A 17911-nucleotide genomic window follows, 5' to 3' on the forward strand; every position below is an offset into this window, starting at 1 on the left:
GCCGCGCCGCGCAGAGGGTGGCCGCGGGCATCCGTCTCTGGCACCATCGGAGCACGGATGCGGTGACCTGCGCCGCACAGAAGGGACGACGATGTCCGATCAGATCTTCATGTACGCGGCGCTGGGCGTGTACTTCGCCGGCATGCTCCTCATCGGCTACATCGCCTTCAAACGCACCGATGATCACGAGGACTACATGCTCGGCGGGCGCAATCTGCCGCCGTGGGTCGCGGCGATCAGCGCGGGCGCCGCCGACATGTCGGGCTGGCTGGTGATGGGTCTTCCCGGAGCCATCTACGCCGCGGGCCTCATCGAGGCGTGGATCGCGATCGGCCTCACGATCGGCGCCTACCTGAACTGGCGGCTGGTCGCCCCTCGGCTGCGAGCGTACACCGAGGTCTCGCGCAACTCGATCACGATCCCCAGCTACTTCGAGAACCGGCTGCGCGACACGACCCGCTCGCTCCGAGTGGTCTCCGGCCTCATCATCCTGGTCTTCTTCACGCTCTACATCTCCTCGGGCATGGTCGCCGCCGGCGTCTTCTTCGAGAGCTCGTTCAACGGCGACTACATGTTCGGGATGCTCCTGGTCGGCGCGATCACGCTGCTGTACACGCTGTTCGGCGGATTCCTCGGTGCGTCGCTCACGGATGTCGTACAGGGGCTGATGATGGTGATCGCTCTGATCGTGGTGCCGGTCGCTGCCGTCGTCGCGATCGGAGGCCTGGAGGAGACCGGCACGCTCATCGCCGACACCGCGGGCGCCGGCCACCTCTCGCTGTTCGGCGGCACCGCCGTCACGGGCGGGACGATCCTCGCGATCGTGTCGGCGCTGGCGTGGGGTCTCGGCTACTTCGGGCAACCGCACATCGTCGTGCGATTCATGGCGCTGCGCACGCCGCAGGAGGCGAAGAGCGCTCGCCGCATCGGCATCTCGTGGATGGTGCTGTCGATGCTCGGCGCGGTCGTGTCTGGTCTCGTCGGCATCGCGTACATGGCCCAGCGCGGGATCGAGCTCGACAACCCGGAGACCGTCGTGCTGCTGATGTCGCAGACGCTGCTGCATCCGTTCGTGGCCGGCCTCGTGCTCGCCGCCGTCCTCGCGGCGATCATGAGCACGGTCTCGAGCCAGCTCGTGGTGTGCTCCTCGGCACTCGTCGAGGACCTGTACAAGGTCGCGCGCAAGACGCCTCCCTCGCAGAAGCGGCTCGTGCTGATGGGGCGGATGGCCGTGCTCGTCGTCGCGATCGTCGCGATCCTGCTCGCGATCAGCCCGAACGACTCGATCCTCGGTCTCGTGTCGTTCGCTTGGGCGGGCTTCGGCGCCGCATTCGGCCCGATCATCCTGCTGAGCCTGTTCTGGCGCAAGCTCACCAACTGGGGCGCGCTCGCCGGCATGTTCGTGGGCGCGGCGACCGTGTTCGTCTGGAAGGCGCTGAACACCGGACTGTACGAGCTGCTGCCCGCGTTCGTGCTCGCGTTCGTCGCGGCGATCGTGGTGAGCCTCGCCACCTACAAGCACAACGAGGAGATCCAGCAGGAGTTCACCGACACCGGAACGATGCTCGCGGTGCCCCGCCCGCACGCGGTCGGCGACACCCCGTGAGTACGACTCAGCCCTGACGCCTGACCATCTCGCCGATCCACGCCGGGGCGAACGGCGAGGTGCAGCCGGGCGCCGTCGGGTAGTCGGCGAGCACCTGCAGGCGCTCACCGATGTCGAGCGCTCTGGCCCGCAGGCCCGGGTGATGGATGCCGATGGTCGCGAGTGCCTCGTTCATGGCCCACTGCTTGCGCGGCGGAGCGTCTTTCATGTCGCTCTCGATCTCGTCGAGCAGCGCGTCGAGGTCGAGCCCGTCCGGCGACTTCGCCACCCGCACCCAGGTCAGCGACCAGCCGGCGGCTGCGACGGTGTCGGCCGGATCGCGCATCCAGCCCTCGCGGAGCTCCTCGGCGAGGGGCGTCTTCTTCAGCACGTAGTTGACGAACCAGTCGTTGACCTTCGGCGGCTGCTGCTCGCGCAGCATCGCGTCGAGGTCGGCAGCGTCGAACTGCCGAGGAGTGCAGATCAGCAGGGCGAGCAGTCGCGCGGGGGTCTCACCCGTCGCCCAGAGCTCGACCGCCAGTTCGGGCGAGGACTTGATGCGCTTCGCGAGCGCCCGAAGCCGGGCGAGATTCATGCCGTGGTCGTCGCCGCGCTTCTCGTTCGCCGCTCGCACCTTGGGGTCGTCGAGGGCTGCGAGCTCGTCGAGAGCCTCGGTCAGGGTCGTGGACATGGCGTCAGCGTACGCGACCTCAGCTCCAGTCGAGCTGTCTGCGCACGAAGGGCGCCGACGCAGGGCAGCCGTCGTCGGTCACCCGGTCGAGAGGCTCATGATGCAGCAGAACCCCGGACGATCCGAAGCGCCGCTGCAGCGCCGTGTAGGCCTTGGCCATGAGCGGCCCGCTGTCGTTCGTGCGGTCGCCCGCACGCAGCATCGAAGGGTGGGCGTAGATCACGAGCTCGGTTCCCGCATCCGTATTCCTGGCGCAGGCGATCGCGAGCGTGAGGGCGACGCGGGGCCAGAACAGGGGGATCATGTTCATCGGGAAGTCGCCGTACTCGAACATCGGCGTGGAAGCCCAGAGGCCGCGCGTGGGGCGTCCGATCGTCAGCGCCTGTGCCACCCACGGCGCGGCCGCGGCCATCAGCCGCGGCTGCCGTGGCGTGGTGTCGAGGGCGAACCGCGCGCCGCGTAGAGCGGTGATCGCGTACTGCAGGGCTTCGGCGGGATCCGCTCGCACCACGAGCCTCGCTCCACGGATGCCCCGGCGATCAGTGCCGGGGCCGATGCGGGCGCTGCGTCCGTTGCCTGAGTACACGCTGCCCTTTCCCCTTCCCTCTCGATTCCAGCGTACGGCGGTGGCGTGCCTCCCCGCCGACGTGGGAGGGTTGCGGGTGAGGGAGGACGCGACCGCGTCATGTGGAGGGGTTCACAAATGAACAGATTCTTTCAGCGATCCGTCGGGCTGGCGGTGATCATCATCGTGCTGCTGGGCGCCGGGCTGCTGGTCTGGGGCATCGTCGTCACGGATCCGCCGACCCTCTGGGACCCGGTGCATCTGACGCTGGCCGGCATCTGGCAGATCATGTACAGCGCCGAGCTGCCGAACCTCGACATCATGGCGGTCGCTCTCGGGCTCGCACTGCTGATGGTGCTGTTCGTGGTGATCAGCGAGCGCGTGGTCGCCAGTCGCTACCGCACGGCGGGCAGCGAAGTCGCCAAGCTCACCCTGGCGCCCCGAACCGTGATGGAGCGCACCCGCGGAGTCTTCGCGGGTGACGTGACGGTGACGGTGCTGATCCCCGCGCACAACGAGGAGAAGTCGATCCCGGCGACTCTGGTGTCGCTCATGCAGCAGAGCACCCCTCCGAACCGCATCCTCGTCGTCGCCGACAACTGCACCGACCGCACCGTCGAGGTCGCGAGGGCTCATGGCGTCGACGTGTTCGAGACCGTCGGCAACACTCACAAGAAGGGCGGCGCTCTCAATCAGGCGCTGCAGAACCTGCTGCCGACCCTCGGCGACAACGACACCGTGATGGTGATGGATGCCGACAGCCAGATCGGCGACGACTTCCTCACCGAGGCGGTGCGGCGTTTCACCGACGACCGCGCTCTGATGGCCGTGGGCGGCCTGTTCGAGGGCGAGGACGGCCACGGCCTGCTCGGCCAGTTCCAGCGCAACGAGTACATCCGCTACCAGCGCGAGATCCGTCGCAGGAAGGGGCGCGTGTTCGTGCTCACCGGCACGGCATCCGTGTTCCGCGCCTCGGCTCTCCGCGCGGTCGCCGATGCGAGAGGAAGCCAGATTCCGGGCACGAAGGGCGAGGTGTACGACACCTTCGCCCTCACCGAGGACAACGAGCTCACGATCGCCCTGAAGTCACTCGGCGCGCTGACGATCTCTCCCGTGGCGTGCACGGTCGTGACAGAGCTGATGCCCGGGTGGCGGATGCTGTGGGCGCAGCGCCTGCGCTGGCAGCGCGGCGCCCTGGAGAATCTCGGCGAGTACGGGCTGACCCCGCAGACCCTGCGGTACTGGTCTCAGCAGATCGCGATCGGCTACGGCGTGCTCGCCCTGTTCAGCTACTTCGCGCTGATCCTGCTGATGATCTTCGCGATGGACACCTGGGTGTGGTTCCCGTTCTGGCTGGGCGTCGGCGTGCTGTTCGCGATCGAGCGCACCGTCACGGCGTGGAAGGGCGGATGGCGCGCGCGGCTCGTCGCGGTGCTCATCTTCCCCGAGCTGGTCTACGACTGCTTCCTCAACCTGGCGTTCCTCAGGGGCGTGTTCGAGATCGCCTTCGGCCGCAGCGCCACCTGGAAGCACGTCGACCACGGCGGTGCGAAGTCCGAGACCGCGAAAGGGGTCGCGTCATGATCGTCGGCACCGGCATCCTGCTCCCCGCCGAATGGCTGCAGACCGAGTGGTTCAGCGTGCTGGCCACCTTCGTGGCCATCAACACCCTGATCTATGTCGTGCTCGGCGTGATCAAGATCATCCCGAAGTTCCGTCTGCGCCGGTCGTACACCGGCGCGAGCAGGAGGTCAGAGACCCGGAGCATCCACCCCGATGCTCCGGTGTAGATCGGCGAGCACCTCACCGATCTGAGAGGCGGCGGCGGGGAAGCCGAGGTGGTATCCCTGGGCGTAGTCCGAGCCGAGTTCGCGTGCCCGTTCGACCTGCTCGGCGTCTGAGACGCCCTCGACCAGGACGCTCGCGCCGGCTGCGCGTGCGGCTGCGAGCAGCGCCGTGAGTCGCGCCTTCGCGTCGAGGTCGTCGGCGACCTGCCAGAACAGGGCGCGGTCGATCTTGACGACGTCCGGTCGCAGCACGGTGATCCGGTTCTCATCGGCGCACACCGCGCCGGCGTCGTCGACCAGCAGGGTGCCGCCGAGTTCCGTCACCCGCTCGCGGACCGTGGCGAGGTCGGCGGTCGTCGCACCCTCGTAGATCTCCAGCCCCCACTGGCGGGGGAGATCACGCAGCATCTCGGCGAGCTCGGGGCGCAGGATCGTCGCGCCGGAGGCGTTGAAGGTGACCGACAGCTCGGCGGGAAGCGCGTGCATCGCCTCGATCGCCTGCTCGATCAGGAGAAGCTCGAGCTCGGCCCTGATGCCCATCGATCCCGCGCGATCGAGGTGGAGGGGCGGCGGCGCTCCGTCTTCGAAGCGCGCCAGCGCCTCGAATCCGACGACCCGCCACTCATGAAGGTCGACGATCGGCTGGAACACGATCGTCGCGCGGGGGAACTCGGAAAGGATCCCTGCAGCGTCTGCGCGCCCGCGATTTGTCACGGTTCACCTTATACCCGGGACTATTGCGGGTCCGTCTCCCAGGGGATCCGGGTACTCTGTGACGGGAGACGCGCACCTGGGGAGGATGCATGGTCGTTCAGGACATTCAGGCATCCGATGCGGAAGACCTCCGCTGGCTGCGCTTCGGCTGGCTGCGGTCGATCAGGGAGCGCACGTCGACGTTCTCGGTGGTGACCGCGACGCTGCTGCTCTATTTCGGCGTCCTCGGCGTCTTCGAACTGTTCGAAGACGATCTGCCGCTGTTCGAGCAGATCCTCTCCGGCGGGACGATCCTGCTGTGCCTCGGGACCTTCGCGATGGTCGCGTTCTTCGGGCTCGAGCTGCCGATGTGGTCCGGTCTCGCCCTGATCGCCGCGCACGCCCTGGTCTCGGTGTACTACCTCGGGTTCTCGGACGAGCGGCAGAACGCGATCGCCGCGTTCCAGGAGCTGCCCATCATGGCCATGTACTTCTCCTGGTTCTACGGCGCCAGGATCGCACGCACCGGCGTTCTCGCGATCGTCGTCGTGGTCGGCGCCGCGACCGCGTTCGGCCAGTTCTCGGGTCCCGGCGGGCTTCTCGGCCCGGTGAACATCGTCGCGGCGGCGCTGTTCACGTGGATGTGCCTCGAGGCCGGCATCTTCATGCGGCACCGCAACCGGCTCGAATCCCACTCCGATGAGCTCACCGGCACGCTCAACCGCCGGGGATTCGAGGCGAAGACGACGCTCGAGATCCGCCGCGCCCTCCGGCACAACCGTCCCCTCAGCGTCGCGGTGCTCGACCTCGACAAGTTCAAGCACGTCAACGACGAGGCCGGTCACGCCGCCGGCGACTACGTGCTGCGGGCGGTGTCCGCGCACTGGATGTCGCTGTCGCGGTCGACCGACATCGTCGGCCGTCTCGGAGGCGACGAGTTCGCGATGCTGATGCCCGAGACCGACGTCGACGAGGCGCGCTCGCTGATGCTGAGGCTTCGCGAGTACACGCCGCACCCGTGGTCGTGGGGGGTTGCCCAGGTGCGCCCGGACGACACGGCCGCGTCGGTGCTCGCCCGCGCCGACGCGGCGATGTACGACGACAAGCGCCGCTGACAGACGCTCGCGTCACTCCTCGTCGACGAGTTCGCCGCGGATGCGCCGCAGGTCTTCCATGAGCGAGCCGATCAGGATCCAGTGACCGGATGCCGCGGGCGGGATCACGAGCGGAGCGGTCAGCGCCGGGATCGCCGAGGTGAGCGTGTCGGGCTCCGGGGCGACGTCGGCGATCTGCACGGCGAGGCGCACATCGTGACCGGCGCGCCGCAGCTGCTCGGCGATGGCCGTGACGGCCGGCTCCAGTCCGATGGAGTCGTCGTAGTGATCGAAGTAGGCGCGGGTCATGCCGATCGTCTGCGTGACGATCGGCGACAGCCGCTCGAGCAGTGCGCGCATCTCGCGCAGCTCTTCTCGGTGAGCTGAACGTCGCGGATTGAGCGTCAGCGACTCCTCGCCCGCCGCGATGGATGCTTCTGCGGCATCCTTCATCGGCCGAAGCAGGCGGACCTCGAGCATCAGCTCCTGCAGACGCTGCGGGCGCTGCGGCTCTGGGAGGGCGGCGGCGAGACGATCGAGGCTGGCGGCCAGCTCTGCGCCGAGCAGTCCCAGGTCGCGACGGGCGGGGCCGGTGAGAACAGGCGGCACGATCAGCGCGTTCACGACGATGCCGATCACGACGCCGATCAGGGTCTCGGCGATGCGCGCGAGCGCGTAGTCGGGAGTCGAGCCCAGCGCCAGCACCAGCATCGCCGAGATAGCGACCTGGTTGCCGGTGCCAGGCGTCGCGCGGAATGCCCAGGCGATGAGCATGGCCACGACGATCGCGAGCAGCACGATCCAGCTAGGGGAGCCGAGCAGAAGGCCGAGCGAGACGGCGATGATGACGCCGACGATCACCCCGATGCTGCGCTCGAGCGCCTTCGACAGCGACTGATTCACACTCGGCTGCACCACGAGCAGGGCGGCGATCGCCGCGAACACCGGCAGCTGACCCGGCACCACCCACCCGGCGAGGAGCCAGGCCGCGATCGTCGCCGCGGCCGACTTCACGACCTGCAGCAGCGGGGAGCGCCGAGAGGCGCGGATCGCGGCGGGGATGCGCATGGGTCCCACGCTACTCGCGGTGCTGCCGCGCGTCGGTGCGCGGGCGCCGGTCCGCGGCGCCGCGCCGGGGCGCCTGCCGTTGCCGTCGTTCAGCAGGGGTTCGGATGCTCGGCACGGCGTCGACGAAGAAGAGCGGATGCCGGGCGCGCCGGGCCGACCGCACGTCGGGAACGCCGCACGAGTGTTTCGATGGACTCATGGAGCGGGGCGTGCGCAGCGGCGGCCAGGAGCAGCAGTGGCGGCTGCAGAACGAGACCGAGGCGGTCTGGGCGACGGCCGTCGCGTTCGTGCTGGGCGCCGGCGCCGGCATCCTGCTGCTCGGGGGCGACCCCCGACCGCTCGCCGGGCCGCAGTCCCTCGCCATGCCGATGGCGGCAGTGGGCGGGGTCGTGGCGGCATCCGCCTTCGTCGTCAGCACGGTTCGCCACCACCGCGGCGAGACAGCCCCGATGCCGCGCTGGCAGATGCTGATCTCGAACCTCTCGGCCGTGGCCCTCACCGTGGTCTTCGCCGCCGTCACCGCGATGGGCGTCCTGCTCGCGACGCAGGTTCTCGCGACCGGCCTGCAGGGGCTGCGGCTCGGCGCGCTCGGCGGTGGAATGCTCGCGGGCGTCGCCTCGGCCGTCGGCGGCCGGTTCGCCTACGGCGCCGGCATCGGACTGCGAACAGTCGATCTCGCCGGCATCCTGTTCGGGTTCCTGGTGATCGGGACGCTGTTCGCGATGTCGACGGCCGCCGACCCGCGCTGGTGGGAGCACAACTTCTCGACGCTCGGCGGCGGGGCAGGCTCGTGGGCTTTCAACGGCACGCTCATCGTCGCGGGTCTGATCGTCGCCACGGTCGGCTCCTACATCGGGCGCGATCTGCACCGGCTTCTGGGTGATGGCGCACTCGCCCGTGTGACGAGGGTCGTCGTGCTCTGGGCGCTCACCGGCGCGGCGCTCGCCGCGATCGGGCTGGTCCCTCTGGAGAGGATGAAGGTCGCGCACAACGTGATCGCCCTCGGAACGCTCGCGCTCTTCGTGATCGCCGCCGTGACCACGGCACGTGTGTTCCCCGGCTCACCGCGAGCTCTCGTGGTCACGACGATCGGACTGACCGCGCTGGTCGGCGTCTCTGTGGTGCTCTGCTTCGGGTTCGGGATCTTCGGCGTCACCGCGCTCGAGGCGATCGTGATCGGTCTCGGGATGCTGTGGATGCTGACGCTCGTGCGCGTGCTCGGCATCCTCTCTCCGTCGCAGTCGCGACCGTCTGCGCGCGCGAAGCTGCTGCGCTGACTGACGCGGCTCGGAGCCTGTGCGACGAGTTCACGGCTTGCGCTCGAGTGCACGAGCAGTCGACGTCAGGTTCCCGTGCAGTCGGCGAGTTCCCGTGCAGTCGGCGAGTTCCCGTGCACTCGAGGCGGCGGGCACAGGTGAAATAGGGAAGCGGAGTGCAGGAGATAGGGAAGGTGTCGGATGCCGGCGCCATACCTCAGAGCGGAATGTAGGGGTACCGGAGAAGGAGACCTCATGTACGAGCACCCGCACTACCAGTACACCCGCTTCGAGGAGAGGGAGCTGGCGCGCCGAGCCGAGCTGTGCCGCTTCATCGCCGAGCATTCGGATCAGATCGTGGCCCGCCAGCCGGGGCCGATCGGACGGATGCTGCGTCGCGTCGGCGCCGCGTTCGGTCGACGTCGCGCCGTGCAGCGTCAGGCACCGTGCGAGCCCGCCGTGGCGCGGTGACCGACGCCGCGCCGCTGACCGGCTCGCGTCCTGTGGCCGGGGGTGCCGCGCCTTTGACCGTGCCCGCGGTCGCCGGGCCGCCGGCCTCCGCGGGTCGCCCGGGTGCACTCTCGCCCGCGACGGCGGGCTCGCCCTGCGTCTTCGAGGCCGCCCTCCCCAGCGGCGCCGCATCCGCTTCCCCCGCACCGATCTTCCCCTCCACCCCGGATGTCGGCGGAGGGTGGCACGATGAGTCCATGCCCCCGTTTGCGCCCAGCGCCCCGATGGTCGGCCGTGACGCCGACCTCGCTCGCGTGCACGCGCTGTTCGCCCGTGCGAGCGATGGCACCCCCACAGCGCTGCTGATCGAGGGGGAGGCCGGTATCGGCAAGTCCCGGTTGCTGCGCGAGTTCGCGGGCGACATCGCGAATCGCGCCGACATCCACGTGGGCTGGTGCCTCGACCTGGGCGCTGCACGATCGCCGTACGGGCCGCTGACCGCCATCCTCCGCTCGATCATGCAGACCCTTGGCGACGAGCGCGTTCGCGAGGCGGTCGGCACGGGCGTCGACGCGCTGGCCATGCTGCTCCCCGAACTGGCGCCTCAGGCTGACCGATCGACCACGAGCCCTGAGCGTCTGCGCGACGCGATCGCGAGCCTCATCGAGTGTGCGGCGGAACGCGCCCCGCAGATCCTCGTCATCGAAGACCTGCACTGGGCCGACGAGTCCACGCTCGCGATCCTGTCGTTCCTGCTGCGGGCTCTGAGCCGCGGGCGCATCATGCTGCTGCTCACCTGCCGCTCTGACGACGTGCGCCGCGGCGATGCGGTGAGCCGCTTCATCGGCGAGGCCACGCGGGCACGGCTGCTCGAGCGCGAGATGCTCGAACGCCTCGGCATCGACGCGGTGCGCGAGCTCGCCGAGCAGATCACGGGGCATGCGCTCAGCGACAGTGCGCTCGAGCGGATCCACGACCGCGCAGAAGGGGTGCCGTTCTTCGTCGAGGAGATCGCGGGGTGCTCCTCGGCGCCGATCCCCGACGGCCTGCGCGACCTGCTGCTCGCACGCTTCGACAGGCTCGGCGACGACGCGCGTCGCGTGGTGCAGGTGGCCTCCGGCGCCGAGCGTCCGCTCACGCATCCGCTGCTCCTGCAGCTGGTCGGATTCGCAGAGCAGCGCCTCGACGAGGCGGTGCGCGAGGCGACGCGCAGCGGCATCCTCGTCGTGGTCGAAGACGACTACCGTTTCCGTCACGCTCTGCTGCGCGAGGCCGTGCACGATGACCTGCTCCCCGGCGAGCGGTCCCGGCTCCACCGCACGTACGCCGAGACCCTCGAGGCCCAGTGCGATGGCAGCGACACGGCGGACGCCGCGGCTCTCGCCTATCACTGGCAGCTCGCGCAGGACGACCGCAAGGCGCTCATGGCCGCCGTCGAGGCGATGCGCCAGGCGAAGGCGCAGTTCGCCTTCGCCAGCGCCGCTCGTTTCGGCGAGCTGGCTCTCGGGCTGTGGTCGCAGGTGGCCGACCCCGAGCGCGCGGCGGGCATCGCACGCCTCGATCTGCTGCTTCTGCTGGGGTCGATTCTGCGCAACGCCGGCGACGGCGAACGCGCGCTCGCCGTGACCGATCTCGCCCTGGGCGAGCTCGATCCCGCCACTGTGGATCCGAGGCTGCACGCAAGGCTGCTGCGCAACAAGTCCCTGTATCTCGTGAACCTCGGCCGCCCCGGCTCGATCCCGCTGCTCGAACAGTCCCTGTCTCTGTTCGACGGACGCATCGACGATGAGCGCCTGCACGCGTCGATCCTCAACCACCTCGCGAGCCGGCACATGATCGCGGGAGCCCGTGAGGCTGCGATCGGGCTCGCGACCGAGGCCGCCGACCGAGCTGAGCGCGCCGGGTCCGACGACGAGGTCTCCGTCGCTGCCAATGTCCGCGGAGCGTGCCTCATGCACCTCGGAGACATCGAAGGCGGGATACGCGAGTATGAAATCGCGCGACAGCGTGCGCTCGGATCGACTGCCGAGCTGCGCTATCGCGTCAACTTCTCCGACGGCCTCACACTGCTCGGCCGCTACCGCGAAGCCGTCCGCGTCGCGGAGAACGGGCTGGCGCGTGCGCGGGCGCTCGGCGTCGAGCGCACGTCGGGCTCGATAATGCGGCAGAACATCGCCGTTGCGCTGCTGGAACTCGGTGAGATCGAGCAGGTGGAGCGGATGCTGGAGGGCCAGCTCGCTCAGAGCACGCTGCGCGTGTTCCGGATGTACACGACCATGACGCGCGTGCGTGTGCTGTCGTGGCGGGGCAGGCACCAGGAGGCGGCGGAGCTGATGGAGGAGTGGTTGCCCGCCTTCCGTGAGACCGGCGAGATCGAGAGGCAGATCTGGTACGACGCGCACACCATGCGTGCGGCGGTCGCCCAGAGCACCGGGGATCCGCGCGGCGCCATGGATGTCATCCTCGGTATGCTGCACGATGACGGGCCGGCGCTGCTGCACCAGAGGCGCCTGCTGCTGGAATCCGGGTGGTTCATCGCCGACCTGCGGGCACGCGGGAGCGACGTCGCCGCCGACATCGAAGCGGTGTGTGCAGCATGGCTCGCGCAGCCCGAGACCCTACGGCCCGGGCCGTGGTGGGAGATCCTCGACGCATTGCTCGACCCGAGCGCCGACCGGCTGCGGCAGGCCATGGCACTCGCTGACGGCGACGACGTTCCGGCGCTCTTCCGCGGCGTGACGCGGCTCGAGCTTGCGCGCGTCCTCGTGCAGTCCGGCGACCGCGCCGAAGCGGAGCAGACCGCGTGTGAGGCCGCCGAGATCGCCGCCGCGCTGGGCCACGCACAGCTCGAGCGTGCGGTTGCCGACTTCCGTAGCGCGGCGGGACTGCGCGGGCATTCCTCCCGGGTCGACGAACAATCCGATGCCGACGCCCTCACCGCTCGTGAGCGGCAGGTGCTCGATCTGATCGCCGAGGGCCTCAGCAACCGGCAGATCGGCGAGCGGCTGTTCATCAGCGTCAAGACGGTGAGCGTGCACGTCTCGGCAGTGCTGCGCAAACTCGGGGTGAGTACTCGCACCGAAGCCGCCGTCGCGGCGCAGCGGGCGACCCCGGAGGCGCGTACGACGGCCGAAGAACACCTGACGGCGGCACGGTGACGTCGGTCACGAAGAGAGGCCGGCAGAGCGGATCCGAATTCGCGGGGCACAGCGTCAGGTGAGCATGGTACGGTGACCAAGTACGCGTGTCGAAAGTTCCGGCGCGGTGCAGATCGCGAAAGCGGTCATTTCAACAGAAAGTAGAAACACATGGCCACTGGCACTGTGAAATGGTTCAACGCGGAGAAGGGCTTCGGCTTCATCGCTCCTGATGACGGCTCGGACGACCTCTTCGCCCACTACTCGGCAATCGCCGGCTCCGGTTTCAAGGAGCTCCGCGAGAACCAGAAGGTCGAATTCGACGCTGAGCGTGGCCCCAAGGGCATGCAGGCGGCGAACATCCGCGCTCTCTGAGCGCGCGCTGACTTCCTGACCGGCCGGTCCCTTCGGGGGCCGGCCGGTTCTGCGTTTCCGGGACGCCCTCTGGCGTCCCTCCCGTTTCCTCGCCGGCGTCCCTCGGCACCCGTTCCCGGCGCCAGGCTGGCTCGTGATCCCCGGCTCTCTCCGCCGGGTTCGTGACGGGAAGGCGACGGCGGAAGGTGGGGAGTGTGACGCGCGGGGTTAGGGTCACCTAAGAGGCGTGTGTTAGGTTAGGCCAGGCTTACCAAAGCCTCGGTGCACTGTCGCTCCACGTCCCCCTGACCCGAATCCGAAGGGAACGCCCGTGCGTATCTCCCGTGTCCTCGCTGCCGGCGCCGCCGCAGCGCTCGCCCTGAGCCTCACCGCCTGCGCGACCTCCTCCGACGGCTCGTCCACCGCGGGCGACACCGCCGGCGACTCCGCCGAAGGCGGCTTCCCCGTCACGGTCGAGCATGCGTTCGGCGAGACCACCATCGCCGAGAAGCCCACCCGCGTCACCACGATCGGGTGGGGCAACCAGGACGTCGCCCTGGCTCTCGGCTACGCGCCCGTCGGTGTCGACGACCAGACGTGGTCGATGGACGGCTCAGACGGTCTGGGCGTCTACGACTGGACGCTCGACGGCTATGCCGCGCTCGACGCCGAGAAGCCCGTCGTCTTCGCCACCGCCGACGGCACCGACTTCGAGGCGATCGCCGACACGCAGCCGGACATCATCCTTGCCGGCTACTCGGGCCTGACCGAAGAGGACTACGCCACGCTCAGCGAGATCGCCCCGACGATCGCGTTCCCTGCCGACTCCGCCGCCTGGCTCACGCCGTGGCGGGATGTCATCCGCATCGACTCCGCCGGGCTCGGCAAGGCCGATGAGGGTGAGGAGCTGGTCGCCTCCCTCGACGAGCAGATCGCCGCCGCGACCGCGGACTCGGCATTCGCGGGCAAGACCGCCGCCTTCTTCTACATGAGCGCGGCCGACCTCTCCACCATCTCGATCTACGGCGAGGGCGACTCGCGCACCGCGTTCCTGGGTGACCTCGGCTTCGACATCCCGGAGGTCGCGAAGGGCGCCGACACGTTCTACGCCGACATCACGGCCGAGAACGCCGACCAGCTCGCCGACGTCGATGTGATCGTCGCGTACGGCGAGGGCGACGAGCTGCTGGCGGCCCTCCGGGCGGACCCGCTGTGGAGCACGCTCGACGCCGTCAAGAACGGTGCTGTCGTCACGGTCGGCTCGGGTGACGCGCTCAGCGGAGCCGTCACCCCGACCGCCCTGTCGATTCCGTGGATGCTCGACGAGTACGTCGGCCTCCTGAACGTCGCAGCCGCAGCCGCGAAGTGACCTCCACGCCGACCGCCGTCGGACGAGTTCGACGGGCCCCTGCCGCCACGGTGGGGGTCCGTCGCCGTACCCTCGCGGTCATCGGCGCCATCCTCGCGATCGCACTCGCGGTCGTGCTCTCGCTCGCGTTCGGGTCGCGACCGGTCTCGATCGACGAGATCGCCGACGGCCTGTTCTCCTGGACGCAGGGACGCACACCGAGCGCCATCGGCGCGATCGCCGTGCAGGAGCGCATCCCGCGCACCGTTCTCGGCCTCGTCGCAGGTGCCGCGCTCGCGCTCTCCGGCGCTCTGATGCAGGCGATCACGCGGAACCCGATCGCCGACCCCGGCATCCTCGGTGTCAACACCGGCGCGGCGCTCGCCGTGGTCTGCGGAATCGCGTTCTTCGGCATCTCCTCGCCGTTCGAGTACCTCTGGCTCGCGCTGGGCGGCGCGATACTCACGGCGATCTTCGTCTACAACGTCGGCTCGGTCGGTCCCGGCGGGTCGACGCCGATCAAGCTCGCCCTCGCGGGCGCCGCCACCACCGCTGCGCTGGGTTCGCTCGTCAACGCGGTTCTCCTCCCGCGCACGGCCGCCATGGATGTGTTCCGCTTCTGGCAGGTCGGCGGAGTGGCCGGTGCTGGCTGGGGCACGATGGCCACCATCTTCCCGCTGCTGGCCGTGGGGGCGGTCATCGGCCTTCTGTGCGCTCCGGGCCTGAACGCGCTCGCCCTGGGCGACGACGTCGCCGTCGGCCTCGGCGTGCACATCGGCCGCACGCGCGTGTTCGCCGCGGCCGCAGGCGTGGTGCTCTGCGCCGCCGTCACGGCGGTAGCCGGGCCCATCGCCTTCGTCGGCCTGATGATCCCTCATGTGGTGCGGATGCTGGTCGGGCCCGATCAGCGCTGGGTGCTGCCGCTGTCCGCCGCGGGCGGCGCGGTGCTGCTCGTGCTCGCGGACACGATCGGCCGCCTCATCGGATACCCGGGTGAGACCGAGGCCGGCATCGTGACGGCTTTCGTCGGAGCGCCCGTTCTCATCCTGATCGCCCGCCGCACCCGGATGAGAGCGCTCTGACATGACTCTCGTCTCGAATGATCTGAATCTGTCCGCCCGCATCGAGCAGGTGCGCGCGGGGCGCGCGCGCCGTTCACGGCGGTGGTCCGTCTCCGCCGCGCTGCTGGGATCGGCTGCGCTGGTGCTCGTGGGCGCGGCGATCATGCTCGGCAACACCATCTATCCGCTGCCGGATGTGATCGGCGTGATCCTCGGGGAGCGAGTGCCGGGTGCATCGTTCACCGTCGGCACGCTGCGCATCCCCCGCGCGCTCACGGGCCTCCTCGCCGGGCTCGCGTTCGGTGCGGCAGGCACCGCGTTCCAGACCATGCTGCGAAACCCGCTCGCAAGCCCCGACGTCATCGGGATCAGCGGGGGCGCCAGCGCCGCCGCTGTCGTCTCGCTCGTCGTGCTGCACTGGAGCGGGACGGCGACAATGGTCGTCGCGCTCATCGCAGGTGTCGCCACCGCCGCGGTCATCTACCTCGCCGCCCGCGGCGGCAGCTCCACCGGCGGTCGCCTGATCCTGATCGGGATCGGCGTCGGCGCGATGCTCGATGCCGTGGTCTCGTTCGTGATCCAACGGGCTGCCGACTGGGACGTCCCCGTGGCGATGCGCTGGCTGACGGGCTCGCTCAACGGTTCACGATGGGAGGGCGTGCTGCCGCTCGGCCTCGCCGTCGTCGTGCTGCTCCCGGTTCTCGCTCTGCTCTCGCGAGAACTGCAGGCGCTCGAGCTCGGCGACGCCGCGGCGACCTCGCTCGGTGTGCGCGTCGACCGCGTGCGCATCGTGCTGATCCTCGCCGCCGTAGCCCTCACCTGCTTCGCCACGGCGACGACCGGCCCGATCGCGTTCGTGGCATTCCTCGCGGGGCCGATCGTGTCGCGCATCGTCGGACCAGGGGCGTCATTGACCATCCCCGCAGCTCTCATGGGGGCCTGCCTGGTGCTCGCCGCCGACCTCATCGGCCAGTTCGCGTTCGACACGCGGTTCCCGGTCGGGGTCATCACCGGCATCCTCGGCGCTCCCTATCTGCTCTATCTGCTCATTCGCACATCCCGTCGCGGAGGATCCTCATGACCGCTCACCACCTGCTGGCCGCTGAGTCCCTCGTCGCCGGATACGGCGGCAGGACGATCGTCGACGACGTCGACCTCGAGCTGCCGGCCGGACGCATCACGGTGATCGTGGGCGCGAACGCCTGCGGGAAGTCGACGCTGCTGAAGACCATGTCGCGCCTGATCACTCCGGAGTCCGGTGCGGTCGTGCTCGACGGCAAGAAGATCAGCGAGGTGCACACCAAGGAACTCGCGCGCACGCTGGGGCTCCTCCCGCAGCAGCCGATCGCGCCGGAGGGCATCGCCGTGGCGGACCTCGTCGGGCGCGGCCGGCATCCGCACCAGAAGCTCTTCCGGTCGTGGACCGCGGAGGACGACAGGGCGGTGGTCGAGGCTCTGGAGGCCACCGGCACTGCCGACCTCGCGGATCGCAGCGTCGACGAGCTCTCCGGCGGGCAGCGTCAACGCGTGTGGATCGCGATGGCGCTCGCGCAGGAGACCGACATCCTGCTGCTCGACGAGCCGACGACCTTCCTCGATGTCGCGCATCAGATCGACGTGCTCGACGTGCTCGCCGATCTCAATCAGCGCCGGGGCACCACGATCGTCATGGTTCTGCACGACCTGAACCTCGCCATCCGCTACGCCGACACGCTCGTCGCGGTCAAGGACGGCAGGATCCATGCCATGGGCGCTCCGGACGACATCGTCACGAGCGAGCTCATCGAAGAGGTCTTCGACCTGTCCAACCAGATCACCATCGACCCGGTCTCCGGCAAGCCGCTGGTCACCCCCATCGGGAGGCATCATGTCCGCTGACACCGCCACGCGCTCGCCGTTCGTCCTCGCGCTCGGACACGTGCGACGCGTCGACCGGATCTCGCCGAGCTTCGTGCGCATCACCTTCGGCGGCGAGGACTTCGCCGAGTTCGGAGACCTCGGCGACGTCTTCGACGTGCGGATCAAGATCGTGTTCCCGCCCGCGTCCGGAGTTCTTCCGCCGCTCGACCGGCAGAGCGAGGACTGGTGGGGCGCATACCTCGCCGTGGCCGAGGATGAGCGCGGCTCCATGCGCACGTATTCGGTGCGCGAGCTCCGCGTCGTCGGGGAGGAGACCGAGGTCGTCGTCGACTTCGTGCTGCACCTCGAGCCGGGCCTGACCGGCCCCGCGTCGCTGTGGGCGAGCGCCGCGGCTGTGGGCGATCAGGTGTTCGTGGTCGGGCCGCGGCGCGGACGGGCGGTCCGCAGCGGTATCGAGTACGCACCGGGTGCGGCGCGATCCGTGCTGCTGGCCGGCGACGAGACCGCGGCCCCGGCGATCGCCCGCATCCTCGAGGATGCACCTCGCGAACTGCGCGGCACGGCGTTCATCGAGGTGCCGACCACGTCCGACATCCTCTCCATCGACGCGCCCGCCGGGGTCGAGGTGACCTGGCTGCCCCGCGCGGGCGGCCAGGCGCATGGCTCACTGTTGATCCCTGCGGTGCTCGCCCACCTCGGCGACGCCGATGCCGACGCCGAAGTGGACGTGCGCGATCTCGAGGGCGACGAGCTTCTGTGGGAGACCCCTGACTACTCGGGCCTCGGCGAGGAGATCACCGTCGCCGACGCCCCGACCGATCGGTACTTCTGGATCGCGGGCGAGAGCGGCGTCGTGACCACGCTCCGCCGGCATCTGGTGAAGGACCTCGGTGTCGACCGCGCGCAGGTCGCCTTCATGGGCTACTGGCGTCGCGGCGTCGCGATGCGCGGCTGAGCACGCC

The 17911-nt window shown here is 69.5% G+C and carries 17 protein-coding genes; 13 read left to right on the plus strand and 4 right to left on the minus strand.

The genetic code is table 11. The features are described 5' to 3' along the window. Window positions 1–91 precede the first annotated feature (91 nt). Window positions 92–1606, plus strand: coding sequence for a sodium/proline symporter PutP (gene putP, locus RS84_RS05925; protein ID WP_045256836.1), 1515 nt, complete (start codon window positions 92–94; stop codon window positions 1604–1606). Between the two features lie 7 nt (window positions 1607–1613). Here putP and RS84_RS05930 read toward each other — a convergent pair whose 3' ends face one another. Further along, window positions 1614–2276: a DNA alkylation repair protein gene (locus tag RS84_RS05930; protein WP_045256837.1), complete on the minus strand. Its 663-nt coding sequence runs from the start codon at window positions 2274–2276 to the stop codon at window positions 1614–1616. A 19-nt stretch (window positions 2277–2295) separates the two neighbouring features. Next, on the minus strand, window positions 2296–2862 hold the full coding sequence (locus tag RS84_RS05935) for a hypothetical protein (RefSeq protein ID WP_045256838.1): 567 nt from the start codon (window positions 2860–2862) through the stop codon (window positions 2296–2298). Between the two features lie 117 nt (window positions 2863–2979). Here RS84_RS05935 and RS84_RS05940 point away from each other — a divergent pair, with 117 nt between their 5' ends. Together RS84_RS05940 and RS84_RS05945 are read left to right on the plus strand one after the other, a co-directional pair. Further along, on the plus strand, window positions 2980–4425 hold the full coding sequence (locus RS84_RS05940) for a glycosyltransferase family 2 protein (protein ID WP_045256839.1): 1446 nt from the start codon (window positions 2980–2982) through the stop codon (window positions 4423–4425). Next, the gene (locus RS84_RS05945; protein WP_235281397.1) at window positions 4422–4631 is read left to right on the plus strand and encodes a CobW-like GTP-binding protein; all 210 of its coding nucleotides are present in this window, start codon (window positions 4422–4424) and stop codon (window positions 4629–4631) included. Before RS84_RS05940 ends, RS84_RS05945 begins: the two co-directional genes overlap by 4 nt. On the opposite strand, the gene RS84_RS05950 is transcribed toward RS84_RS05945, so the two are convergent. Further along, the gene (locus tag RS84_RS05950) at window positions 4593–5342 is read right to left on the minus strand and encodes an EAL domain-containing protein (protein WP_082062067.1); all 750 of its coding nucleotides are present in this window, start codon (window positions 5340–5342) and stop codon (window positions 4593–4595) included. The genes RS84_RS05945 and RS84_RS05950 overlap by 39 nt on opposite strands. An 89-nt stretch (window positions 5343–5431) precedes the next feature. On the opposite strand from RS84_RS05950, the gene RS84_RS05955 reads away from it, so the two are divergent. Further along, window positions 5432–6436: a sensor domain-containing diguanylate cyclase gene (locus RS84_RS05955; RefSeq protein ID WP_045256840.1), complete on the plus strand. Its 1005-nt coding sequence runs from the start codon at window positions 5432–5434 to the stop codon at window positions 6434–6436. 12 nt (window positions 6437–6448) lie between these two features. On the opposite strand, the gene RS84_RS05960 is transcribed toward RS84_RS05955, so the two are convergent. Beyond that, window positions 6449–7483, minus strand: coding sequence for an FUSC family protein (locus RS84_RS05960; protein WP_045256841.1), 1035 nt, complete (start codon window positions 7481–7483; stop codon window positions 6449–6451). A 104-nt stretch (window positions 7484–7587) separates the two neighbouring features. On the opposite strand from RS84_RS05960, the gene RS84_RS05965 reads away from it, so the two are divergent. The 9 genes from RS84_RS05965 to RS84_RS06005 all read left to right on the plus strand — a co-directional run bounded on the left by RS84_RS05965 (window position 7588) and on the right by RS84_RS06005 (window position 17904). Beyond that, the gene (locus RS84_RS05965; RefSeq protein ID WP_235281398.1) at window positions 7588–8760 is read left to right on the plus strand and encodes a DUF998 domain-containing protein; all 1173 of its coding nucleotides are present in this window, start codon (window positions 7588–7590) and stop codon (window positions 8758–8760) included. Window positions 8761–8994: 234 nt separating this feature from the next. Then, window positions 8995–9210: a hypothetical protein gene (locus RS84_RS05970; RefSeq protein ID WP_045256842.1), complete on the plus strand. Its 216-nt coding sequence runs from the start codon at window positions 8995–8997 to the stop codon at window positions 9208–9210. Next, the gene (locus RS84_RS05975; protein WP_152641767.1) at window positions 9186–12347 is read left to right on the plus strand and encodes a helix-turn-helix transcriptional regulator; all 3162 of its coding nucleotides are present in this window, start codon (window positions 9186–9188) and stop codon (window positions 12345–12347) included. The genes RS84_RS05970 and RS84_RS05975 overlap by 25 nt, the downstream gene beginning before the upstream one ends. A 150-nt stretch (window positions 12348–12497) precedes the next feature. After that, window positions 12498–12701: a cold-shock protein gene (locus tag RS84_RS05980; RefSeq protein WP_017831237.1), complete on the plus strand. Its 204-nt coding sequence runs from the start codon at window positions 12498–12500 to the stop codon at window positions 12699–12701. Between the two features lie 310 nt (window positions 12702–13011). Further along, the gene (locus RS84_RS05985; RefSeq protein ID WP_045256844.1) at window positions 13012–14049 is read left to right on the plus strand and encodes an ABC transporter substrate-binding protein; all 1038 of its coding nucleotides are present in this window, start codon (window positions 13012–13014) and stop codon (window positions 14047–14049) included. Continuing rightward, on the plus strand, window positions 14046–15110 hold the full coding sequence (locus tag RS84_RS05990) for a FecCD family ABC transporter permease (protein WP_235281399.1): 1065 nt from the start codon (window positions 14046–14048) through the stop codon (window positions 15108–15110). The genes RS84_RS05985 and RS84_RS05990 overlap by 4 nt, the downstream gene beginning before the upstream one ends. 1 nt (window position 15111) lies before the next feature. Further along, on the plus strand, window positions 15112–16170 hold the full coding sequence (locus tag RS84_RS05995) for a FecCD family ABC transporter permease (RefSeq protein WP_045256846.1): 1059 nt from the start codon (window positions 15112–15114) through the stop codon (window positions 16168–16170). Beyond that, window positions 16167–16967 (plus strand): ABC transporter ATP-binding protein, encoded by an 801-nt coding sequence (locus RS84_RS06000; RefSeq protein WP_045256847.1) that lies wholly within the window; start codon window positions 16167–16169, stop codon window positions 16965–16967. Before RS84_RS05995 ends, RS84_RS06000 begins: the two co-directional genes overlap by 4 nt. After that, window positions 16957–17904, plus strand: a complete 948-nt coding sequence (locus tag RS84_RS06005) for a siderophore-interacting protein (RefSeq protein WP_045256848.1) — start codon at window positions 16957–16959, stop codon at window positions 17902–17904. Before RS84_RS06000 ends, RS84_RS06005 begins: the two co-directional genes overlap by 11 nt. Window positions 17905–17911: the final 7 nt, after the last annotated feature.

The sequence above is a fragment of the Microbacterium hydrocarbonoxydans genome (genome assembly GCF_000956475.1).
Classification (GTDB): Bacteria; Actinomycetota; Actinomycetes; order Actinomycetales; family Microbacteriaceae; genus Microbacterium; species Microbacterium hydrocarbonoxydans_A.